This window comes from Mycobacterium sp. URHB0021, assembly GCF_054057895.1.
In genome coordinates this window covers 606,149-628,608 of sequence record NZ_JBSRZT010000002.1, presented here as the reverse complement: position 1 = coordinate 628,608, position 22,460 = coordinate 606,149, and the positions used below count along the sequence as shown (strand labels likewise).

General features: G+C 64.9%; 23 protein-coding genes. 4 read left to right on the top strand and 19 right to left on the bottom strand.

Going from position 1 to position 22,460, the window contains the following annotated elements; genetic code table 11:
- Positions 1 to 32 precede the first annotated feature (32 nt).
- The 14 genes from tcuA to ACVWWN_RS05110 all read right to left on the bottom strand — a co-directional run bounded on the left by tcuA (position 33) and on the right by ACVWWN_RS05110 (position 14,852).
- Positions 33 to 1,526: an FAD-dependent tricarballylate dehydrogenase TcuA gene (gene tcuA, locus ACVWWN_RS05175; RefSeq protein ID WP_457142939.1), complete on the bottom strand. Its 1,494-nt coding sequence runs from the start codon at positions 1,524 to 1,526 to the stop codon at positions 33 to 35.
- 128 nt (positions 1,527 to 1,654) lie between these two features.
- Positions 1,655 to 2,632: an ABC transporter substrate-binding protein gene (locus tag ACVWWN_RS05170; RefSeq protein WP_457142938.1), complete on the bottom strand. Its 978-nt coding sequence runs from the start codon at positions 2,630 to 2,632 to the stop codon at positions 1,655 to 1,657.
- Positions 2,629 to 3,105, bottom strand: a complete 477-nt coding sequence (locus tag ACVWWN_RS05165) for a (2Fe-2S)-binding protein (RefSeq protein ID WP_457142937.1) — start codon at positions 3,103 to 3,105, stop codon at positions 2,629 to 2,631. Before ACVWWN_RS05165 ends, ACVWWN_RS05170 begins: the two co-directional genes overlap by 4 nt.
- A complete protein-coding gene (locus ACVWWN_RS05160; RefSeq protein ID WP_457142936.1) occupies positions 3,102 to 5,360 on the bottom strand; it encodes a xanthine dehydrogenase family protein molybdopterin-binding subunit in 2,259 nt (752 codons plus the stop codon). Before ACVWWN_RS05160 ends, ACVWWN_RS05165 begins: the two co-directional genes overlap by 4 nt.
- Positions 5,357 to 6,223 carry an FAD binding domain-containing protein gene (locus ACVWWN_RS05155; protein WP_457142935.1) on the bottom strand — a complete coding sequence of 289 codons (867 nt, stop codon included), beginning with the start codon at positions 6,221 to 6,223 and terminating at the stop codon, positions 5,357 to 5,359. Before ACVWWN_RS05155 ends, ACVWWN_RS05160 begins: the two co-directional genes overlap by 4 nt.
- Complete coding sequence (locus ACVWWN_RS05150; RefSeq protein ID WP_457142934.1) at positions 6,224 to 7,327, bottom strand: NAD-dependent epimerase/dehydratase family protein; 1,104 nt, start codon at positions 7,325 to 7,327, stop codon at positions 6,224 to 6,226.
- 14 nt (positions 7,328 to 7,341) lie between these two features.
- On the bottom strand, positions 7,342 to 8,955 hold the full coding sequence (locus ACVWWN_RS05145; protein ID WP_457142933.1) for an AMP-binding protein: 1,614 nt from the start codon (positions 8,953 to 8,955) through the stop codon (positions 7,342 to 7,344).
- Positions 8,955 to 9,473, bottom strand: coding sequence for a PaaI family thioesterase (locus ACVWWN_RS05140; protein WP_457142932.1), 519 nt, complete (start codon positions 9,471 to 9,473; stop codon positions 8,955 to 8,957). The genes ACVWWN_RS05145 and ACVWWN_RS05140 overlap by 1 nt, the downstream gene beginning before the upstream one ends.
- Positions 9,473 to 9,955, bottom strand: coding sequence for a CoxG family protein (locus ACVWWN_RS05135; RefSeq protein ID WP_457142931.1), 483 nt, complete (start codon positions 9,953 to 9,955; stop codon positions 9,473 to 9,475). The genes ACVWWN_RS05140 and ACVWWN_RS05135 overlap by 1 nt, the downstream gene beginning before the upstream one ends.
- Positions 9,956 to 10,006: 51 nt before the next feature.
- Complete coding sequence (locus tag ACVWWN_RS05130; RefSeq protein WP_457142930.1) at positions 10,007 to 11,068, bottom strand: ABC transporter substrate-binding protein; 1,062 nt, start codon at positions 11,066 to 11,068, stop codon at positions 10,007 to 10,009.
- A gap of 30 nt (positions 11,069 to 11,098) precedes the next feature.
- Entirely contained in the window at positions 11,099 to 11,956 is an 858-nt protein-coding gene (locus ACVWWN_RS05125; protein WP_457142929.1) for an ABC transporter permease, read from the bottom strand.
- Positions 11,953 to 12,804, bottom strand: coding sequence for an ABC transporter ATP-binding protein (locus ACVWWN_RS05120; protein WP_457142928.1), 852 nt, complete (start codon positions 12,802 to 12,804; stop codon positions 11,953 to 11,955). Before ACVWWN_RS05120 ends, ACVWWN_RS05125 begins: the two co-directional genes overlap by 4 nt.
- Position 12,805: 1 nt before the next feature.
- Positions 12,806 to 13,624 (bottom strand): ABC transporter permease, encoded by an 819-nt coding sequence (locus tag ACVWWN_RS05115; RefSeq protein WP_457142927.1) that lies wholly within the window; start codon positions 13,622 to 13,624, stop codon positions 12,806 to 12,808.
- Between the two features lie 397 nt (positions 13,625 to 14,021).
- A complete protein-coding gene (locus ACVWWN_RS05110; RefSeq protein WP_457142926.1) occupies positions 14,022 to 14,852 on the bottom strand; it encodes an LLM class F420-dependent oxidoreductase in 831 nt (276 codons plus the stop codon).
- A 247-nt stretch (positions 14,853 to 15,099) separates the two neighbouring features.
- Between ACVWWN_RS05110 and ACVWWN_RS05105 the strand changes: the two genes are divergently transcribed.
- From ACVWWN_RS05105 to ACVWWN_RS05095, 3 genes are all read left to right on the top strand, one after another.
- Entirely contained in the window at positions 15,100 to 15,417 is a 318-nt protein-coding gene (locus tag ACVWWN_RS05105; RefSeq protein WP_457142925.1) for a hypothetical protein, read from the top strand.
- Positions 15,401 to 15,523 carry a methyltransferase domain-containing protein gene (locus ACVWWN_RS05100; RefSeq protein WP_457142924.1) on the top strand — a complete coding sequence of 41 codons (123 nt, stop codon included), beginning with the start codon at positions 15,401 to 15,403 and terminating at the stop codon, positions 15,521 to 15,523. The genes ACVWWN_RS05105 and ACVWWN_RS05100 overlap by 17 nt, the downstream gene beginning before the upstream one ends.
- Positions 15,524 to 15,732: 209 nt before the next feature.
- Positions 15,733 to 17,397 carry an MFS transporter gene (locus ACVWWN_RS05095; protein ID WP_457149000.1) on the top strand — a complete coding sequence of 555 codons (1,665 nt, stop codon included), beginning with the start codon at positions 15,733 to 15,735 and terminating at the stop codon, positions 17,395 to 17,397.
- Here the strand turns inward: ACVWWN_RS05095 and ACVWWN_RS05090 are convergent.
- From ACVWWN_RS05090 to ACVWWN_RS05080, 3 genes are all read right to left on the bottom strand, one after another.
- Positions 17,333 to 18,592, bottom strand: coding sequence for an MFS transporter (locus ACVWWN_RS05090; protein ID WP_457142923.1), 1,260 nt, complete (start codon positions 18,590 to 18,592; stop codon positions 17,333 to 17,335). The genes ACVWWN_RS05095 and ACVWWN_RS05090 overlap by 65 nt on opposite strands.
- A 155-nt stretch (positions 18,593 to 18,747) precedes the next feature.
- Complete coding sequence (locus ACVWWN_RS05085) at positions 18,748 to 19,305, bottom strand: type 1 glutamine amidotransferase domain-containing protein (RefSeq protein WP_457142922.1); 558 nt, start codon at positions 19,303 to 19,305, stop codon at positions 18,748 to 18,750.
- A 70-nt stretch (positions 19,306 to 19,375) separates the two neighbouring features.
- Complete coding sequence (locus ACVWWN_RS05080) at positions 19,376 to 19,645, bottom strand: helix-turn-helix domain-containing protein (protein ID WP_457142921.1); 270 nt, start codon at positions 19,643 to 19,645, stop codon at positions 19,376 to 19,378.
- Positions 19,646 to 19,766: 121 nt separating this feature from the next.
- On the opposite strand from ACVWWN_RS05080, the gene ACVWWN_RS05075 reads away from it, so the two are divergent.
- Positions 19,767 to 20,633 carry an alpha/beta fold hydrolase gene (locus tag ACVWWN_RS05075; protein WP_457142920.1) on the top strand — a complete coding sequence of 289 codons (867 nt, stop codon included), beginning with the start codon at positions 19,767 to 19,769 and terminating at the stop codon, positions 20,631 to 20,633.
- 122 nt (positions 20,634 to 20,755) lie between these two features.
- Here the strand turns inward: ACVWWN_RS05075 and ACVWWN_RS05070 are convergent, their stop codons facing one another.
- Positions 20,756 to 21,502, bottom strand: coding sequence for an SDR family oxidoreductase (locus tag ACVWWN_RS05070; RefSeq protein WP_457148999.1), 747 nt, complete (start codon positions 21,500 to 21,502; stop codon positions 20,756 to 20,758).
- A 21-nt stretch (positions 21,503 to 21,523) separates the two neighbouring features.
- Positions 21,524 to 22,444 (bottom strand): AEC family transporter, encoded by a 921-nt coding sequence (locus ACVWWN_RS05065; protein WP_457142919.1) that lies wholly within the window; start codon positions 22,442 to 22,444, stop codon positions 21,524 to 21,526.
- Between the last annotated feature and the right edge of the window lie 16 nt (positions 22,445 to 22,460).

Genomic DNA, 22,460 nt, shown 5'->3' with positions numbered 1-22,460 from the left:
ACGAGTTTCTGTGGCAGTGGGATTCATGGGATTCATACCGTGGCCTGCACCTGTGCCCCGGCTGTGACGCCCGCGATGCGCCCGAACACCGAACCGTTGGTCAGGCCCGTGCCGCCGGGATAGTTGAAGAAGAAGATCCCGCCGACGAGTTCACCGCACGCGTAGAGACCCGGAATCGGGTTGTCTTCGGTGTCGAGTACCTCGGCCTGTTCGTTGATGCGCAGTCCACCGAAGGTGAACGTCAGGCCGCAGGTCACGGCGTAGGCCTCGTACGGCGGCGTGTCCAGTGGGTTCGCCCAGTTCGTCTTGTCGATCGGGAGGCCGACGGTGCGGCGGCCGTCCTTCTCGTTGGGGTTGAAGGCAACCTCGGTCTTGACCGCCGCGTTGAACTCCTCGATGGTCTTGACGAACTGGTCCGGGTCGACCCCGTCGAGTTTCCTGGCGAGTGCCGAGATCGAGTCGGCAGTCACCTTGGTGACCTGCCGGATCCGGTATTCGTCGCGCAGCAGGAACTCGACCTTCTGATCGAAGATCTGCCAAGCAAATTGCTGGGGTTGATCGAGGATCTGCCTGCCGTACTTGGCGTAGGTGTAATTGCGGAAGTCGGCGCCCTCGTCGACGAATCGCTTGCCGTCGGCGTTGACCATGATGCCGAACGGGTAGCTGTGCTTCTGGAAGCCGTCGCCCACCGCGAGGTCGCCGTAGTGCGGTGCGTTGAGGTCCCATCCCACGGCGTGCGCTCCCGACCAGTGCCCCCACGGCATCGCGCCGATATCGAGCGCCATCCGGATGCCGTCACCCATGTTGAACCGAGAGCCACGAACCTTCGCCAGGTCCCAGCCGGGACCGAGGTAGCGGGTCCGCCACTCCGGGTTGGCTTCGAATCCGCCGCTTGCGAGGATGACCGCTGCGGCGCTGATCGTCTGCTGCTGCTCACCGGCCTGGACGACGACACCGGTGACGCGTGTTCCACCGTCCCGCTGCAACTCGAGTGCGCGGGCCTCGTAGACGATCTCGATATCCGCGGATTCGGCCGCCGCCACAAGGGAATCCACCAGGCCGGGCCCTCCACCCCAGGTCTCCAGGGTCAACCCGCCCCAGAACTTGAACTTGCCGTCGAGCTTGAAGGCCTGGCGGCCGTAGATCGGGGCGAACCGAACGCCCTTGGACTGCATCCACTTCAGCGTCTCGAAGGATCGCTTGACGAGAATGTCGGCCAGGTCGGGGTCGGTGCGAAACTCCGTGACGCGGCACATGTCGTTGTAGAAGTCATCGGTGGTGTAGGCGCCGAAATCGGTTGTCTCGATATCGCTTTCACTCAGCTCTGGGCACAGCGCGAGGATGTCCTCGACACCGTTGTAGGCGAACCGCATCGCACCAGCGGTGAACGCGGTGTTGCCGCCGCGCTCGGCCTTCGGTGCGCGCTCGAGGACGATCACGCTTGCGCCGGATTCTTTGGCGGCAAGTGCCGCGCACAACGCTGCGTTGCCGGCCCCAACGACCACGACGTCATATCGGTCTTGCATCTAAAGGCTCCTTGCCGCTCATTTTCGAACGCTCACTGATTTCCGTCAGTACACAATTGCATACAGTAGAACGCAGTCGGATACTGATGTCAATATTCAACGTGCTTAAGGCCTTTTGTTCTCCAGGCTCAGACGTAGGCCGGAACGGATTCCGTGACTGCTGGGTGGAACAGATCGGTCGCGGTCAGCGGGCGCGCGGTCACACCTTGGCGGTGGGCATATCGCAGGAAGGTGTCGAGGGTCTCGACGTTCTGCCGGTCGATGCCATAACGCCACGGGTCTGGCCCGAGCAGCGCCTGCTCCTCTTCCTGCAACGTTCGCAGCCAGGCCAGGCTGACCGTGCGGGGGTTGCTCAGCCGTTTGACGGCCAGCCGCTTGGCGTCGTCGAACACTTCCAACAGGGTGCGCGGCAACCACGGGAACTGCTCGACGAGTTCGGCCCGCACCGCGACCACATGCATGATGGGGAAGATCCCGGTCTGCCTGAAGTACTGTTGTTCGCTGGTCTTCGGATCGTCGAAGAGTCGCCTCATCGTGCCGTCGCCGGCCTGGATCTGTTGCGGTAGCTCGGGATAGATCAATCCGTCGAGGCGCCCGTCAGCACACATATCGGTCACCGCATCGTCCGGATTGACACGCGAGAGCCGGATGTCGTCCGGAAGATTGAGCGGGACGTCCTCGCCGTCCTGGGCAATCCACTGTACCGCGCTGGCGGGTAGGTCGTGATACTCCTCCAGAATTCCCCGCAGCCAAACCCCGGCCGTCGTCTGCCAGCTACGGACCCCCACCTTGCCGCCGGTGAGGTCACTCGCGTTGCGCGCCGCGGAATGTCCTGGAAGGAAAGCATATCCGTGGCGGAAGCGGCGATGCGGAAACACCGGTATGCCGATCAGGTCGGTCTCGCCGCGGCTGATTCGCGCACAGTGCGAACCCAGCGACAGTTCGGCGACGTCGAACTCACGGTGTCTGAGCATCCGCCAATGCCGTTGAGGTGATGGCATTGTCACGCCGATGATGTCGAGGCCGTCCGGTGACACAGCGCCGTCCAGAATCGGGCGGGTGATGTCGTAGTCGCCGGTGGCAATGGTGATCTGCAGTCTGCTCATCGTTCCTCCTTCGGGCTGACGAGAGCGGTGATCGCCTCGACGATCTGCGGATAACTGCCGCAACGGCAGAGGTTTCCCGCGAGTTGCTCTCGGATTGTCTCGGCGGACGCCGAGGGGACGGCATCGAGTAATGCCGCTACGGTCAGGGCCATCGGCGGAATGCAGTACGAACACTGGAATGCGCGCGCCCTGACGAACGCGTCCAACACGTCACGGTGGCCGCTGCGTTCGTCGCCCAGCACCGACTCGGCGGTCTGTACCCGGCGCCCCGCCACCATCTGCGTCAACTGCAGGCATGAACTGACCGCCTGCCCGTCGAGGACCACTGTGCAGGTGCCGCACACACCGATGCCGCAGCTGTACCGGACACTGGTGGCGCCCAGCCGGTCCCGCAATGTATCCAGCAACAACTCGTCGTCCGTCACCTCGACCGACGACGGCTCGCCGTTGAAGGTGAACTCCACGTCGGTCATCGGCTGCTCCGTTCCCGTGACTCCGCCAGCGCGCGGAACACCCGTTCCGCGGTCAGCGGCAACTCCCGCACCCGGGCGCCGGTGGCGGCATAGATCGCATTGGCGATGGCCGGCGCCATGGGCGGCACGGTGTTCTCACCGACCCCGTGCGGCGGTGCCGCTGGATCGTCGTCGCAGACAATGGTGCTGGTGATGTCGACGGGTGCGTCAAGGATGGACGGCAGTTGGTAGTCGGAGAAGTTGCCGTTGGCCAGTTCGCCACCGTCGTAGACGACTTCTTCCATCAGGGCCTGGCCCATCCCGAAGATCATCCCGCCCTCGGTCTGCTTGCGGATGCGCTCGCGGTCGATGGCTCGTCCCGCATAGGCGCATCCATGCGCCCGGGTCACCTCGACCCGACCGGTCATGGTGTCGACGGCCACCTCGACTGCGACCACCCCCTGATGCCAGCTCACCGTGTGAAGTCCCTGCGACGTCTCGGGATCCAGCACCCCGTAGCCCTCCGGCGTGCGGTAGGCGCCGTAGCCGACGAGCTCGGGTTGATCGCATTTCAGCATGAGGTCGCGATACGACAGCGGCGGGCCGCCGTCCCCCTCGATCTCACCGCCGCCGTGCGTGTACGGTCCGGTCGCCCCGGTCAGCTCGCGGTAGTTCGCCTCGATGCATTCCCGTAGCTTCCTGGCCGACTCCTCGATCGCCAGACCCATCGCCAGCGTCGTCCGGCTGGAACTCGTCACCGTGTCGAACGGGGTGAAATCGGTGTCCACCACGGTGATCGCGATGTCACCCGGTGTAACGCCCAGCACTCGGGCCGCCATCTCGGTGAGTGTGTAGTGGGCGCCCTGACCCATTTCGATGGAACTGCTGCGGATGACCAGTTCGCCTTCGGCGTTCAGGACGACCTTGGCCTCGGAGCGCGATGGCGTCCTGGTGCTCTTGATGACCGTCCCGAGGCCTCGTCCGTAGACGATGCCATCGTGTTCGGCGGGCGGTGGATCGGGCCAGCCGATCGCCGACGCGGCGGCATCGAGCAGCTCCTCGTACTTCATCTCGTGCATGGCCTCACCGGTGGCGAACTGATCGCCGTCGCGCAACACGTTGCGTCTGCGCAACTCGTAGGGATCCACGCCGATCTGGTCGGCCAGTTCATCGAGCTCGCACTCGCCTGCCCAGCACACCTGACCGGTCATCGCGCCGCGGAACGGGCCGGCAGGCACGGTGTTGGTGTATCGGCCCACGGCGTGCACGAGCACGTTCGGAATGTGGTACGGCCCCGGCGATCTGATCATGCCGTTACGAATGGCCCGTGGCGTCGTCAGCGCGTACGCCCCGCCGTTGTAGACGATGTCGATGATCCTGGCCACGAGTTTCCCGTCGGCATCCGTGCCGGTCGTCACCCGCACCGTGGACGCGTGCCGGGACGCCGTCACGAAGACCTCGTCGCGGTTGAGGACCATTCGTACCGGCCTGTCCGCGACGCGCGCCGCCAGCGCGACCATCGCCTCGAGACGAACGTCGAGCTTCGAGCCGAAGCCGCCGCCGATGTTGTCCGCCCGGATCCGCACCTGTTCGGGCTCGACGCCGAAGATGCCGGACAGTCGGTTGCGCACGACATACGGTGCCTGCGTCCCGGTCCAGACCTCCAAGACGTCACCGCGCCACTGTGCGGTCGCCACGTGGGGTTCCATCGCCGCATGGTTGACTGCCGGCGTCCGATAGGTCTGGGTGTGGACATGAGTGGCGTTCGCCATGGCTGTCACCGCATCACCGAGCACCAGCTTCCACGAGCCGCTGTCGTTCAATGGCCAGTCGTCATGCAGTTGCGGCGCATCCGGTCGGCCCGCTTCGTCCTGGTCGACGACGTAGGGCAGTTCATCGATCTCGACGTCGACGTCGCGGGCGCCCCGCTCGGCCAGAGCACGGGATTCGGCCACCACCAGCGCGACGGGCTCGCCGACGTACCTCACCCGATCCAACGCGAGTACCGGCTGGTCCGCGCGGCTCTCGCCGTGAAACATTCTCGCGCCCAACATTTCGTGGGCATCCGCTCCGGTGACGACCGCAAGCACGCCGGGAGTCTGCAGCGCGAATTCGGCGTCGATCTCGACAATCGTGCCGTGCGGAACGGAGCTGCGAACGGCACAGGCGTGCAACGCGTCGTCCACTCGGCGGTCCACTGCGAACGGGAATACGCCCGTGATGCGGTCAGCGGCGTCACCGTTCACCCTGCGCTCGATTGGAGCAGACGAGTTCATGCCCCCACCCCATCCGCGAGCCGGCGCAACGAGCGGGCCACTTGTGCGCGCACCACCTGCCGCCGGTACCAGGCCGACCCCCGGATGTCCTCCACCGGGTCGACGGCATCGGCGTAACCGTCCGCGATCGACGCGACCGCCGACGCGTCGAGCGGTTCGCCGAGATGCGGCGCCGTGATCTCCGGGAACCACTGCGGGCGACCGGAAACGGCGCCGACCACCACGCGCAGGTCGGCCGTGGACCCGCCCTCGAAGGCACCGGAGGCGGCCACCCCCACGCACGGCCGGTCTTCGGCGGACCGGCTGGAGAACCTCAGGTAGTTGGCGCGGACATCGCCGCGACGCAGCGGCACCTTCACCGCGGTGACGATCTCGTCCGGTTCCAGCACGGTGGTGAAGAAGTCGGTGATGAAATCTGCGACCGGCACATCGCGTGACCGCTCGCCGTTCGTCATTTCGACACGTGCATCAAGGCTGACCAGCGCCGCCGGCGGGTCTGACGCGTAGTCCGCCTCGGCCATCGCGCCACCAACAGTGGCACAGTTGCGAATTCGCACGTTGCCGACGACGGCGGCGGCCTGCGCCAGGCTGGGCAGGAGCTCGCGCACATCGCGGTCACCCGCGACACCGGTCAACGTGACCCCGCCGCCGATGCGAAGCTCACCGTCGGTGCGAACGATGTCGTTCCAGTCCGGCAGGTCGGCGACACCGCGCAGGCTGACCAGCAGTTCGGGATTCACCATCCGCATCTTCACCAACAGCACCAGCGCCGTTCCGCCCGCGAGATATTTGGCGTCGCCGTCGCTGTTACGGACTATGTCGATCGCCTCCCGCGTCGAGCTCGGCGTGACAACCCGGACCATCTAGCTTCCCTCTCCCCCACCGACCTTCACGGCCTCCTTGGGGTGGTCATACGAGTGCACCAGCTTGACGCCCGCGAAAGGCAGCCCATTGCAAGTGGTGACGAACGAGGCGAGTTGCTCCGCAAAGCGATCCTCGGCGGCATAGTCGAACGGGTCACCGATCCGGCCTTCCTCTTCGCCGCCGATCTCGAGTGGATGGTCCCGGTAGTAAGCCACCGTACGGCGGATGGCCTCGTCGAAATCCACCACGTCGCTGAAACCGAGTTCGTGGCGGATCCGACTGCTGTCCAGCAGTTTGTGATGTGTGGGCGGCGGACCGTCCTGACCCATGTACTCCAGATTGCGGCCACCGCCCCAGAAGTAGGCCGGCCGGCCGGCCTCTCGGGGGAAATTGACCAGCGTGATGTCGGCGCCCATCGCCTCGGCGATCGCGACAACGCGCTCGCCGTCGGTCGGGGTCACCTCGTCGGCGACGTGATAGGTCTTCCCGGAAGACGTATCCGGTTGATCGATCGTCAAAAGCACTGCCTGTGCGGCGTTCTCCACATAGGCCCGGCTTTCCAGCGTCAGCCCGCCGTCCATCACCGGGATGGTCTTGCGGCCGTCCAGGATGCGGCGGATCACGCTCCATTCGCGCGGTGCCAGTTGCCGGGGGCCGTAGAGGTTCGGATACCGCAGATGGGTGAGGTTGAACGTGCCGTCGTGATGTCGGGCGAAGATGGCCTCTTCGGTCTCCTGCACCCGCGAAACCAGCTTGTGGGCGGTTTCACGCTGCGCAGTTTCGTTCGCCGGCCGCGACCACTGTTGGCGCCGGTATACGGTGCCGCCGATGGTGATCAGCCGGTCCGTGTGTCCCGCGAGTAATTCGACGAGCAGACGCAGCCGCCCGTAAGACGCGATGACCAGATCGAACGTGCGGTCACCCAACGCCTCACGCACCGGATCGGCGAAGTGCGGGTCGGCGTGCAGATGCTCGAACTGCTCGACGAAGTCGACTTCGTGGGTACCGCGATGCAGAATCACGGGCCGATAGCCGCGTTCCACGAGTCCCTCGATGATGAAAGGTCCCGTCGGCCCGGTGCCGCCGATGATGAGTGCGTCCATGCGTGGTGCTCCGTTCAGTTCAGTGCGCCGGCTTGCTTGTGTACGGCCCGGGACTCGTCTTGGGCGGCGCGCAGATCCCACGCAGTGCGCCGGGATTCCTCCGCGATGACCGATCGCTGCACGCGGTGAGTCGCGGCGGTGCGCGGCAGGGTCTCGTAGAGGCGGTAATACCGCGGCACCGCGAACTGCGGCAGCCGTTGGCGTAGGTAATCGGCCAGCTCGGTGAAGTCGACGTGGTAACCCGGTTCAGCGACGACAGCCGCCAGGATCTCCTGCCCACCGACGTCGCCGTCGGCGCCACCGGCCGCGACTCCGAGCACCGAACATTCCGCGACCGCGGGGTGGCCGGCAAGCTGTTGTTCCACTTCGGCCGGCGACACGTTCTCGCCGCGCACCCGGATACGATCCGCGAGCCGCCCGGCGAACATGTACATCCCGTCGTGGCGCTGCCACATCAGATCTCCGGTGTGCAGCCACAGGTTGCGCCAGCGCTCAGCCGTCTCGGCAGGCATCTTGTGGTAGCCGATCATCGTCCCCCACGGATCCCGGGGCCGCAGTACCAACTCTCCGGCCACGCCGTCGGCGACCTCGATATCGTGTTCGTCGACCAGGCGCGCCTCGAAGTCGGGGCGCAGAAATCCACACCCCGACGGTTCGGCCTCACCCACAAGTACTCCGCCCGCCTCCGTCAGCCCATAGCTCATCGAGACCTTGGCGATGCCGAATCGCTCCCGGAACTCGTCAACCTGTGGGCTGGTGGTGCCCAGGGCGACATGCTGGACGGTGTGGTCGCGGTCGAGCGGTGACGGTTGCTGCGCAAGCAGGTAGGACACCATCACGCCGACGACCGGTACGAAGGTGATGCGGTGTTCCCGGCACGCATCCCAGAATCCCGAGGCCGAGAATCGCTGCGCCAGAACAGCAGTGCCGCCGGCTATCAGCGTGTTGTAGAGCCCGCGACACTGTCCGATCACGTGGTAGACCGGCAGCACGATCAACGTACGGTCGTCCTCGGTGGGTGTCCCGGGGCCTCCCGGCCACATCCGGCCGTAGGTCTGCGCCTGGCTGACCACCACGCCCTTGGGCATCCCGGTAGTTCCCGACGTGTACAGAATGCCGAGCGGATCGCTGGGCTGCACCGCCGGCGGCGTGACCGGTGCAGACACCAAAAGTTCGCTGAAATCCATTCGCCGCCAAGGTATGTCGTACCGCTGCGGGGTCTGTCCACACACCACGACGGTCTCCAGAAGGGACAACACTCCGGCCAACTCGGTCAGTTGGGGCAGGTATTGCGCCTCGATGACCAGCACGCGTGCCTCACTGTGCTCGAGCACATACGACATCTGGGTGGCGGTGAACGACGTGTTGAGTGGGACCTCGACGGCGCCGAGGCACGAGGCGCCGAACCAGGTCAGCGCATGTTCGATCAGGTTGCCCATCATCAATGCGACGGTGTCACCGCTGCCGATGCCGAGCGCTGCCAGGCCCGCGGACACCCGAAGTGCCTCCTGATGCAACCTGCGGTAGGTGTACACGTCCCCGTCGGCTTCGATCGCCGGCTTGTCCGGCCATTGCGCCGCGCCGCGGGCCAGCACCGCGGGGACCGTCCGCTCCCGTAATTCCCGCATCATTCCTTCCCCAGCCCACGCGGCTGTGGTTCGAGCACGAGCTGACTACATCCGAATCGTGCGACGGGTTTGGCCGTCGCCGAACCGTTGTCACCTGTCACCGCCTCCACCAGTACGTCGAGCACCTGTACCTTGCGTCCCAACCGAACCGGGGTCGCCGTAGCCCTTAACCGCTCGCCTTCCCTGGCCGCACGCAAAAGGTTCGTGTTGAGGTCGATGGTGGTGAACAACCCGTGCTCGATCGCCGAGTAGCTGGCCCAGCCCGCTGCCGCGTCGGCGAGTGACACGATGACGCCGGCCTGCACTATCCCGCGCTGATTGAGATGGGCACGGCCGACCGTCATCTCGGCGACAGCAGCGCCCCTGCCGATTCGGGTCAGGACGATGCCGTGCACGCTCAGCAGGCAGTCTGCGGGGATCTGCTCGGCAAACGCGGCCGGCACCTGTATCAGCTCGCCGGCCGCCAGCCCTGTTGTCAGCCGATAGAGGTCGACCACTTGAGCGTGCGCTTCCACCATCACTTCGCCTCTTGTCCGTTCATGGCCGGCGAATTCAAAGACGTCGCAACACTTCCGAAGAAGTCGTCGAGTATGCGATCGGCCTTCTTGTGGATCACACCTCCGCCCATCGCGGCCACCTTGCCGGTGACCTGGTAGGAGCCGGATATGGTGATCTCGGTGCGATCGGAAACATGGCCGAGGTCGAGCACGGCATCGACCTTGATCTTCGAGTCCACCGCTCGGTCCCGCCCGGAGGCAGACACCGACACCCGTCGACCATCTTCTTCCACCGTCACCACGATCGAGAGGTCGGCGCGCAGTTTGAACGGTCCGACCTTGTCCTGCAGCACGGCCCGGTACCGTTCGAGCCGCCGCACTTCGGCGACCTCGTGCACGATCCCCACCCAGCCGGCGAGTGTCTCGACATCGGTGAGAACCTCCCAGCAGCGAGGTCTCTCCGAGTCCACCGTGACCGATCGCGAAAATGATTCAAGCGCCATGATTCCCAACCTTTCTCATACGCTGGTGCTGGCCGTCGCCACTCGCTGGGTTCACGACGCGTCGGTCGCGGGCACGCCCAGTTTCTGCAGGAATCCCATCTGGTCCAGCTTGTCGATGAACCGCCCGTCGTAGGCCTGCGTCGCATCGACGTAGGTGATGGCCGGATCGAAGTCTGCTAGTACCTCCTTGGCCAGGTTGTACCCCGGCACGTAGGCGCGCATATCGCGTTGTGGCAGTTTGGCGTCCAGATAGTCCTGCCACAGGTCCATCGACTCGTCGTCGCTGATGCCTGCCCAGTCTGCGTAATAGTGCGCGACGGCCTTGGTGTCGGTGAACTCGGTCTGCACGGCTTCGATCACCGCGGCCATGATGATCAGCGTCAGGTTCGGGTACTTCTCCGTGAAATCACGCCGCACCTGGATGTTGGAGCCCGGGACTTGGACATCGGCCGTCCGCAGATCCACCAGCGGCGAGATGCCGGACTTCGCCAACTTCGCCTTCAGCCCGGGGTCGGCCGGGGTCGCCGAGACGGTGCCTGCCTGCAGCGCGGATATCCGCGCGCCCTGTGAGCCGATCTGCGTGATGTGGAACTCGTCGGCTTCGAGGCCGAGTTGGCGCATGCCCAGGAACGCCTCGGTGTTCGACTGGCCGCCGAGTTGGCTGATCGCAACCTTCTTCCCCCGCAATTGGTCCGCAGTCGTCATGCCTTTGCCGCCGTAGATCACGTCGGGCAGGCGATTGATCGTGACGCCGATATCGACCAGCGGTCGAGAGGTGCCCAGCGAGATGATCGATGCGGTCGCATTGTTCGTGGCGGCATCCAGCTGGCCGGAGAGCATCGCCTGCGTCGTGGGCTGCACACCGTTGAGAAGCTTGCCGGTGGCCTTGATGCCGTACTTCTCGAAGATTCCTTCGTCGATCGCGAGTTGCAGGGCGAACTGGTGCGGGTCGTCGGAGGAGATGCCGATCGTGATCGACGTCTTCTCCGGGCCCGGCAATCCGTTCCGTGGGGGTCCCGGTGGGCTCTGTGCACCAGACGCACATGCCGTCGCGACGAGCGCAACCACGACGGTGCCTGCCATGGCCCGCAGGCCGAAAGTCCTTGTCCGCATTACGGCTCCTATTTTTTCTCGCGATCGCACCTAGAGCTCGGGACGCCAGTTGGAAAGGCGGTTGTCGAGTGCCTTGATCACCGCGCTGTAGAGCACGCCGACAATGCCCAGCAGGGCCAGCAGGGCGAACAACAAGCCGGTTTGCAGCGTGGCGCCCGCAACCTGCAGGCGGAACCCGATACCGGCTTCGGCGGCGGTGAACTCGGCGACCACCATGCCGACGAGCGCTCGTCCACCGGCGAGTCGCAGCCCGGTCAGGATGAAGGGCAGCGCGCCGGGAAGCACCACGGACTTCAGGATCATCTTCCGGTCGGCACCGTAAACCTCTGCGACGCTGAGGAAGTGATTCGATGTCGCCTGTACGCCGGTGAGGGTGTTGATCGCGATCGGGAAGACGGCGAACAAGAAGACCAGCAGAGCCTTGGCGGCGAGTCCGATGCCGACCACGTTGATCAGCAAGGGTGCGAGCGCGACGATCGGCAGCGCGTAGAGGATGGTCAGCCACGGGTCGGCCGCGAAGTACACCCATCGGTTCCAGCCGCAGATGATGCCGAGCGGGATCCCGATGATGATCGCGGCGCCCAACCCGATGACGATCTCGGCAGCGCTGACCCGAACATCGGCCATCACGTGGTTCTGGCTGAATGACCGTCCGAATGCCGCGATCACCTCGGTGGGCTGGCTGAACAACAGGCTGTCGATCACGCCGAGGCGGGCCAGCAACTCCCACACCGCCAAGATGATCAGGACGCCGAGCGCACCGTAGAGCGGTCGTTTCCAGTCGACGTCCAGTCGCCTCCGCTGGTCCCCGGACGCGCGACCATCGGTGGTCTGTCCAGCCGGCGGGATGGCCGTACCGGTTGCCGCCGATTCGGTTCGCAGGCTCATTTGCGGTCCTGCAGCTTCATGCTCTTGACGACCTCTTGCTCGAGCAATGACCAGATCTTCTTTTGCAACCCAAGGAATTCCGGCGTCTCCTTGATCTCGAGAGAGCGCGGCCTCGGTAGGTCGATCCTGGTGTCCAGGATGATGCGGCCCGGCCGGGCGCTCATCACGATCACACGGTCGGACAGGAAGATCGCCTCATCGATCTGGTGCGTCACGAACAGCACCGTCTTACGCGTCTCGGCCCAGATCCGCAGCAGTTCCGCCTGCATGATCTCGCGGGTCTGAGCATCGAGCGCCGCGAACGGTTCGTCCATCAAGAGGATTTCGGGATCGACGGCGAGTGCGCGCGCCAGGTTGACCCGTTGTTGCATGCCGCCGGACAACTCGTAGGGATAGTGCTTCTCGAATCCCGTCAAGCCAACCTTGTCGAGTAGCGGCAGCACCGCCGAGCGTGCCTTCTTGGCCGATACTCCTCGACACTCCATGCCGTAGGTCAGGTTGCGGATCACCGAGTACCAGGGGAAGAGCGATGCATCCTGGAAAACCATCGCGCGCCGGTCGGACGCGTCTGAGATCGGCTGTCCGTTGAGCAGGACCGTCCCGCTCGTCGGCTCCGCCAGCCCCGCGACGACCTTGAGAAAGGTCGACTTGCCGCAACCGCTGGGCCCGACGATGCTGACGAACTCGCGGGGCTCAACCCTGAGATCGAGGCCCTGTACCGCAGTCACCTCTTCACCGGTGCGTTTGCGCACGTAGGTGACCGAGACGTCCACGGCAGAGAGGCCGCCCGTCTCCTCCTCGATGGTGTCGGTACCGGTGGCCATGGCGCGGCGCACAGGCTGGTTCATATCAGCGAACTCCTCCCATGTCGTTACGCCACGAACTGAGCGATCGCTCGACGTAGCGCAGGCCTTCGGTCATCACGATTGCGATGACTAAGAAGAACGTGGTGATGAAGAGCACCTCAGCGGTTTGAAGTGTGTTGCTGGCCAAGGAGATATCGCGCCCGAGCCCGGTGCCGCCGGCAAACAGTTCGCCGATGATCACGCCGATGAGCGCCCGCGCTACGCCCAAGCGCAGACCGACGATCATGAAGGGAATGCTGCTCGGAATCACGATTCCGGTGAACACCCGCCTGCGACTCGCACCGAAGTTGTCCGCGACGTCGAGCAGTTTGCGATCGACGACCCGGGCCCCGTTGGAGGTGTTGAGGGTGATCTCGAAAACGGCGCCGAGAAAGATCACCGCGATGATCGCCGTCTGCCCGATCCCGAACGCGATGAGCAGCAGTGGCGTCAACGCGATGCGGGGTAGCGCGTAGAAGAAGTTCAGCCACGGGTCCACGAAGTACCCGAAGTTGCGAAACCATCCGACGCAGATACCCAGGGGAATCCCGACGGCGGCGGCCAGACCGAACCCGATGATGAACTCGAAGGCGCTGCGCCATGCCGCCTGCCAGAACTCGCCGTCGGCGAACTGCGTCGCGGCTTCACCGGCGATCGCTGCCGGCGAGCTGAAGATCAATGGGCTGATCACGCCGGTGGCGGCGAGGACCTGCCACAGCAGGAGGACGACCGCGATGGACACCGCGCCGACTACCAGGCGGGCGCTACCACTGAGTGCGCGCAGTATCCGCGCCCGGTCGTACGCGGTAGCTGACGAAGTCACCACTGGACGCCTCCTCGGCCTCACATCGGGCCTCTGTTGTGACCTAACTCATTAGCGTGTGATCGTCTGTATGCAAACATATTCAGACGTATACCGCAAGAGATGAAGTCCCGTTGGGGGCGCTACCCTGAGTTCTAGACGATTGAAAGACCCCGTGCGGCAACAACACCCGAATTCTCAGGGGGCGGGGCGCGTCCGTCCTGGGGGCGGCAAGACAACTCGCGCCGACGCGGGCCGGTAGTGTTCGGCACGGCCAACCGCAAGGCGGACAGCCGACCGTAGACGCCGGGCATACGCCGGGCGACTCTGCGATTCCGCTGCCGGCCCGCTGTGAGACCGACAGCCCTGAAGAATGTTCAGCGCGTTTCGCGACCGATCGCCGGACAGCGCGGCGTCTCTAGCCGCGGTACTGAGCAAGCAGTGCGGCGTACTCGTCGAGCAAACGAAGCGATTCGTCGAGCGGCTTCGTCGGCAGGAGCAGCGCCACCTGATCGAATCCGAGGTCTTCGACGGCGCGCCAATATTGGAGGTCCGCGGGAGTACCGAACTGCGCCAGCGGGACATCGTGGCCGGCGCCGTCACGCATCTGACCGATGCGCTTACTCAGGTGCTCCGGGGGCAACGGGTTGGAGATCCAGCCCGCGTCGTGCCGGATCACCCGCTTGACGGTGGCATCGGAGTCGCCGCCGACAAAGACCGGAGGATGCGGTTGCTGTACCGGCTTTGGACGACTGAATGACGAATCGAAGTCGACGTATTTGCCGTGGTATTCAGCGGGATCGGCGGTCCACAGCGCCTTGATGGCCTCGATGCGCTCGTCCAGTAGCGCGCCTCGGGTCTTCGGGTCCGTGCCGTGGTGGCGTAACTCCTCGATGTTCCAGCCGGCGCCCACGCCGAATACGAACCGGCCGCCGGAGATCAGGTCGATGCTCGCGGCCTCTTTCGCGGTGATGATCGGATCACGCTGGATGAGTAATGCGATGCCGGTGAACAGTTCGATCTTGGAGGTCACCGCCGCCGCGGCGGCGAGCGTGACGAACGGGTCCAGCGTCCGGTAGTAGATGGACGGCAACTCGCCACCCATCGGGTACGCCGACTCGCGACTTGCCGGGATATGCGTGTGCTCGGCGATCACCAGCGAGTCGAAACCCCGCTCCTCGATCGCACGCGCCAGCGATACCGGGTCGATCCCGTCGTCGGTGACGAACGTGGAGATTCCGAACCTCATCTGCACCCCTACCTGTCGACGTCGGCAGGTACGACGCCTGCCGAGATCAGGCTATTCCTCCGCCGCCTTCCGGCCGCGGGCGGCTGTTGCCTACCGGTACCGACTGCCTGTGGGTGACGGCATGCCGACGGGTCGGAATCGTTGTCGACACAGCAGCTTGAGGATCGCGCGTGCCGCAGGCGCGAATGCGGCGTTGCTGGCGCGTCTGGCCAGCGAGCCGGGGCCACTCACAGGCTAGGCATTCTGCATGGTGCCTGATGCCGTGGGGCCACATCCCCGACACGAAACCTTCGCCGACGAGTTGCTCGATCACGCCCTGCTGGGGGATGTCACAGGCAAGACCGTGCTGGACGCCCTGCGGCCCGGACTCTACGCCGAGGAGTTGACGGCGCGCGGCGCGCACGTGATCGGCTCCGACCAGAGTCCGCGGATGGCCGAACTGTGCCGACAACTGGTCGCCAGCGGCCGATTTCGGACCCCCGATCTCGCCGAGCCGCTCGACTGGCTACTCGGATGGATCCGTAGATCTTGTCCTTCTCGCGCTGGCGTTGGAATACCTCGATGACACGACCCGAGCGTTGCGTGAACTTCGTCGAGTCCTACGTCCCGGCGGGCACTTTTCTCGCGATCAAAGCCGTGCCCGCTCCGCGGGAGGCGTGACGCGAAGGTGATCGAACGCCCACTCCCCATCCTTGTCCGCCGCTGGGCCTTTGCTGTGAATGTCGGCACCGGGACCGCCTCGCCGCCATCAATGGGTAATCGGCCACGACGACACCGCAGACATGATGGGAGTGCGTTGACGACCGACCTCGAGGACACCCCTCCGACCATCGCATCGAAGGACCAGGCAGCCGCCGTCACAGCGCGGCGCCGCAACCGAATGAACTTGGAACGCCCGCGATACAAGTGGGTCGCACTGTCGAACACCACGATGGGCGCCCTGCTCGCATCCATCAACAGCTCGATCGTCCTGATTTCACTGCCGGCGATCTTCCGTGGCATCGGGCTCAACCCCCTGGCGCCGGGCAACGTCAGTTATCTGCTGTGGATGTTGATGGGGTATCTGGTCGCCACGGCCGTACTGGTGGTTCCCCTGGGCCGCCTCGGCGACATGTTCGGCCGTGTCCGCATCTACAACCTCGGCTTCGTCGTCTTCACGATTGGAGCGGTCGCGTTGTCCGTCGATCCGTTCCATCTCGGCGGCGGCGCGTTGTGGCTGATTGGCTGGCGGGTGTTCCAGGGGATCGGCGGCGCCATGTTGATGGCCTGTTCGGCGGCCATTCTCACCGACGCCTTTCCCAGCAGGCAGCGAGGCATGGCGCTGGGGGTGAACCAGGTAGCCGCCATCGCGGGTCAATTCCTCGGTTTGTTGATCGGCGGCGTGCTCTCCGAGTGGGACTGGCGGGCGATTTTCTGGGTCGGCCTGCCACTCGGGTTGGCCGGAACGATCTGGAGCTACCGATCGCTGCACGACGTCGGAGTCCGCACGCCGGCCCGCTTCGACTGGCCGGGCACCATGCTGTTCGGCGTCGGCTTCACCGTGTTACTGGCCGCAATCACCTACGGCATTCAGCCCTACGGTGCCCATCCCACCGGCTGGACCAACCCACTGGTTCTCGGCGCGGTCGCCGTTGCGATCCTGATGTTGGTGGTGCTCTGCGTAGTCGAGTTGCGGGTGCGCGCACCGATGCTCGATGTCCGGCTGTTCAGGTCGAAGCCGTTCGGGCTGGGCAACCTGGCCGGGCTGATGTCCTCTGTCGGCCGCGGCGGTCTGCAGTTCATGTTGATCATCTGGCTGCAGGGAATCTGGCTGCCGCTGCACGGATACAGTTTCGAGTCGACGCCGCTGTGGTCGGGCATCTACATGCTGCCCATGACGCTGGGCTTCCTGTTGGCCGGTCCGCTGTCGGGCACGCTGTCCGACCGGTTCGGCTCACGGCCGTTCGCCATCGGCGGCCTGTTATTGATGGCGGCCACGTTCGTCGCTCTGATCATCATCCCGGTGGACTTCGACTACCGGCTGTTCGCCGTGTTGATCTTCCTCAACGGCGTCGGCGGCGGGGTTTTCACCTCACCCAACAGCGCCGCGATCATGTCCAGCGTGCCGCCGGCCGAACGGGGAGCGGCATCCGGCATCCGGGCGACGTTCACCAACGCCGGTATGTCGCTGTCGATCGGCACCTTCTTCTCCCTCATGATCACCGGCCTGGCGCACTCGTTGCCCTCGACGATGAGTGCGGGGCTGCAGCAGCAAGGCGTTTCGGCCGATGTCGCCCATCAGGTGGCCGGGCTGCCGCCGGTCGGCAGTGTGTTCGCGGCGTTCCTCGGCTACAACCCGATCGCCGAACTGCTCGGGCCCTCGGGTGCGTTGCAGCAGCCGGGGGTGAACTCGGCGGTGCTGACCGGCAGGCATTTCTTCCCCGACCTGATTTCCGGACCGTTCCACAGTGGTCTGATGGTGGTCTTCACCGCGGCGACCGTCATGATGGTGATCGGCGCCGCCGCCTCGTGGGTGAACCCGGGCCGATCTGCCGACGACGACTAGATCGGCCCACCGCCCACAGCATGAAGGACATGGCGGTCAGGGCGATGCCGGCGGTGGCGGTGCCATTCCAGCCGGAATGGCTGTGCAGGACGCCCGCGAGGGCGGAGCCCAGGGCGCCGCCGGCGAAGACGCTGCCCATGTAGACGGTATTGACCCGGGCACGCGCGTCCGGTCGTAGTTGATAGATCTCTCGTTGGCTCAGGACTTGGTGGGCCGTCATCGCGATATCGAGCAGCACGGCGGCCAATCCGAGCAGGATCACGCTGTTCGCGCCGAAACGAGCGACGATCATCGACGCGACACCGATCAGCAGCGCGATGCCGCTGGCGAACCGGTCGCCGCGGTCGGCGATGCGCCCTGCGACCGGTGAGGCTGCCACGCCTACGGCGCCGACAAGGGCGAACAGTCCAATCTGGGCCTGGTCGAAGTTGTGGATCGTGATCAGCTGGAACGCGATGCCGGTCCAATAGCCGCTGAACGCGGCAAACATCAGCGCTTGGCAGACCGCGCGTCGCCGCAGCAGTGGCTGGGTTCGCACCAACTCCAGCACCGATGCCATCAGTGTGAGGTAACCGCCGGTGTGGCCGGGCCTGCGGGCCGGGAGCAGTCTGGCGAGTACGACTGCCATGACGAGCATCAGCCCGGCGGAGATGAAAAAGATTGCGCGCCAACCCCATGCGGCGGCAGCCAGACTGGACAGGGTGCGGGCGAGCAGGATCCCGAGCAGGAGTCCGCTGCCGACCCATCCGACGATGCGGCCGCGGCCGGCTTCCGGCGCAAGGTGGGCCGCGAAGGGGATAAGGATTTGGGCTACCACCGAGGTGACGCCGATGAAGACCGACGCGACCAGGAACACTCCCAGACTTTCGGCCGTCCCGGCGACCACCAGCGCCACGGCTGTGACGATGAGCATCACCGAGGTCAGTCGCCGGTTCTCGATCAGGTCTCCCATCGGCAACAGCAACACCAGGCCCACGGCGTAGCCGACCTGAACGACAGTGACCGCTGTGGTCGCCGCACCCTGGCTGGTGTGGAATGAAGCGGCGAGCATGTCGAGGATCGGCTGGGCGAAGTAAATATTGGCGACGGCCAATCCGCAGGCGGTCGCCAGCACCAGTGTCACAAGACCGAGTCGGACCGGTGCCTCCTGCACGTCGGACGCATCGGTACAGGCGCGCGGGACCGGTTGACTCACTTTCGGGAGTTTAGAGCGCAGGCGGCAGTGACGGCGGACACAGCCGGACGACCCGCCTGTCCGCGGATGACACCCGTCGAATTGTGAAGTGCACTAAGGGATTTCACGCGCCCGTAGGACGTTTCGACGCGCCCGGCCGAGGCAGCCGGGCCGGTTCAGGTGTGCGCCGGGGTGTTCGCGAAGTGATCGGTGATCGCCTGGCAGAACGCGGGCAGATCCTTCGGCGAGCGGCTGGTGATCAGGTTCCCGTCGATGCAGACCTCCTGATCGACGACCGTTGCGCCGGCGTTGCGCAGATCGGTGCGCAGACTGGGATACGACGTCAATGTCCGGTCACGCACCACGTCGGCTTCCACCAGCGTCCACGGTCCGTGGCAGATGGCGGCGACCGGCTTGCCGGAGCGGACGAAGTCGCGGACGAACGCCACCGCCTTTCCATCGAGCCGCAGCTTGTCCCCGTTGACCGTGCCGCCCGGTACCACCAGTCCGTCGAATTCGTCGACGCGCGCATCACCAACCACCCGATCCACCGGGAAAGAACCTGCGGGTTCCAGGTCGTGATTGCGCGCGTCGATCTCGCCGGCCTTGAGGGACAGCAGTTCTACCTGTCCTCCTGCGTCTTCTACCGCGGCACGGGGCTGTTCCAGTTCAACCTTCTCGACACCATCGGCAGCCAGGAAGGCGATCTTTCGACCTTGCAGTTCATTCGGCATCGGTGCGTCCTTTCTTGCGCTTGTGAAAGGAAGGACTACCCGCAGCCGGACTTCCAAACACCGTCCACCTTCATCGAGGTCCTTGGTCGGACCTCGGGCCAGAGATGGTCCGGTTGCTCGACCCGGCCGGTCGGCACCTTCGCGGTGAGCGCCACCTGGACGAAGCGGCCGACAGCGGCGTTCCCGTTTCGCGCTCCAGACGCCGCACCAGATCGCTCAGCGTCGGCTGGCCGACGTGCAGTTTCTGGGCGGCGCGGCCGAATTGCAGTTCGCGGGCGACCGCGACGGAGGCTTCCAACTGGCGCAGCTCCACGTGCTGATGGGACGTCGCCGCAGGCATCCAGGGAGCAATTGATCGGCCAACCCGATCACGGCGATCTGCCATCACCCCTCGATCCAGGCGCCAACAGGCCGCAGTGTGGACGGCAGTCCCTCACGGCTTGATCGGAGAAAGGTGAACCGTGCCAGAATTCAGCACGCGCTATCGCACTGCGACCATCGATGGGCTTGACGTCTTCTACCGCGAAGCGGGCGACAGGTCCAACCCCACATTGCTGTTACTGCACGGCTTTCCGTCGAGTTCGCACATGTTCCGCAACCTGATCAACTCCCTGTCCGACAGATACCACCTGGTAGCGCCCGACCACATCGGGTTCGGCCAGTCATCGATGCCGTCGGTCACCCAATTCACCTACAGCTTCGACAATTTGGCGGATATCACCGAGAAGCTGGTCGGCGAACTCGGGCTTGATCGGTTCGCCATCTACATCCACGACTACGGCGCACCCATCGGTCTGCGGATCGCCACCGCGCGCCCCGAACGAATCACCGCGATCATCACCCAGAGCGGAAATGCGTATCTGGAGGGATTCACCCCGTTCTGGGACATCCTGTTCGCCCACGCCAAGGACCGGGCCGCCAACGAGGACGGTGTGCGTGAATATCTGACGGCAGCCAAGACACAGTGGCAGTACACCCACGGGGTGCCGCAGGACCGGCTGGACCGCATTGCCCGCGAAGCCTGGCTTCTGGATCAGGCCGGATTGGACCGCAAGGGCAACGACGCCATTCAGTTGCAGCTGTTCTGGGACTACCAGTTCAATCTCGACTCCTACCCCAAGTACCAGGAGTACTTCCGCACCCATCAGCCGCCGCTGTTGGTCACCTGGGGCGAGAATGACCAGATTTTCGGCGCCGCCGGTGCCGAGGCATACAAGCGGGACCTTCCTGACGGCGAATTCCATCTTCTTGATGCAGGCCACTTCGCGCTGGAGACGCACGGTGACGAAATCAGCAGATACATTCGTGCTTTCATGGACCGCCTCTGAGGCGTCGCTCGGTGTCGAGTTCGGGTGGGGGTATCCATTCGGTGGTGCCGTCTTCGCGTTTGCGGGAATGCGAGGCCGGCCGGATCACATCACTCATGGGTAGCCGGGCGCGTCCGTGGGCATCAGCCTCGGCCGAAGTACGGCATCGCCCGAGCCATCACGGTCATTGACGGGACCGACACATCCAGTGGTAGGTCGACGAGGTGTGCCACCGCTCGGGCGACCTGCGCGACGTCGAAAGTCGGCTCGGCAGCGAGGGTTCCATCGGCCTGCGGCGTTTGATGACTGAATCCGGCGGTCATGCTGGTGGCGGCATTGCCGATGTCGATCTGCGTCACGCAGATCTCCACATCGCGCAGATCCAGCAGCATCGACGCCGTCAGCCCGCTGATCGCATGCTTGGTCACCGTATAAGCCAGACTGCGAGGCCGAGGTCGGTGCGCTGACAGCGAACCGTTGTTGATGATTCGTCCACCCCGCGGTAGCTGCGCCGTCATGACCCGTACAGCCTCACGCGCGCAGAACACCGCGCCGTCGACATTGGTGCGCCATGTGTCGTGCCAGTGCGCGTCGTCGATCTCGCCGATGGAAGCCGACGGCCCGAATACGCCTGCGTTGTTGAACAGCACATCGACGCGCGCGAACGTCGACACCGTCTCGACGAACAGCGCCCGCACCGACGCCGCGTCGGTGACGTCGGTCGGAACCACTCGCGCGTTCGGGTACCGGCCGGCGGATTCGGCCAGCGCCTCCCGTCGCCGTCCGGCCAGTACGACGCGGTGACCGGCGCTGAGCAGCATCTGAGCTGTTGCGCGCCCTATGCCACTGCCGGCTCCGGTGACGACCACAACTTTGTCCACGCCCCTGATTGTCCCAACTCAGGCGCGTCGTCAGCTCAAGAGAGCCACGATTCCTGCCACCACCGGCACCGAAACCAGGGTGGAGATGAGCGTGGCGTCGCGTGCCAGCGATTCGTTGCGCCGGTACACCGCGGCGTAGGCGTTGATATTCTGCGCTGACGGCAATGCCGCGAACACCGTCACCAGCAGAGTCTGCTCTGGGGCGGCGCCCAAGACCCAGTGGGCATACACGAAGGCCAGAGCCGGCATCAGAAGATTTTTGAATACCACGACCACCGTCAGGTCGACGCGATCGGCCTGATCATGGTCGGCGGCTCGACTGCTCAGCGAGATACCGAAGGCCAGCAGGACCGTCGGGATGGCGAGGTCGGCCAGGAGATGCAGCGGATCGGCCACAGGTCCCGTCAACCGCACGTCGGTCGCCGCGAGAAAGAGTCCGAGTGCACTGGCCGCGATGATGGGATTTTTGACCAGAGCCAGTACCTGGCGCCCCGGCGAGCGAGGGGGCTCGGAAGTCGAGTTGAGGATCGCGATGCCGATCGGGGCCATCGCCGCGACCTGGAAGAGGATGATCGCCGATATCTCGGTCGTAGTGCCAAAGACGCAGGAACTCAATCGAATACCGAGGTTGCCGGCATTGACATAGGACGCTGTCCACGACGCGATGACGGAGTCCCCGGACGATCTGCGGCGGACGGTCGCCATGAGCGCGAAGCAGAGGGAGAACGCGGTCATCGCGGCGAGTGCTGACACCAGCAGTGGCAGCGAGATGATCGGGTCGAGCGATGCCCCCGAGAGGTTGAGCAACATCAGCGCCGGTACCCCGATGTGGAATGCCACCCGGTTGAGCACCATCCGCGCGTTCTCACCGAGTACACCGGTGCGCCCGACGACGGCTCCGACCACGACAACGACGGCTATGACAGCAAACGCTTCGAGTACGCCGAGCACGCGTGCAATCCTTCAC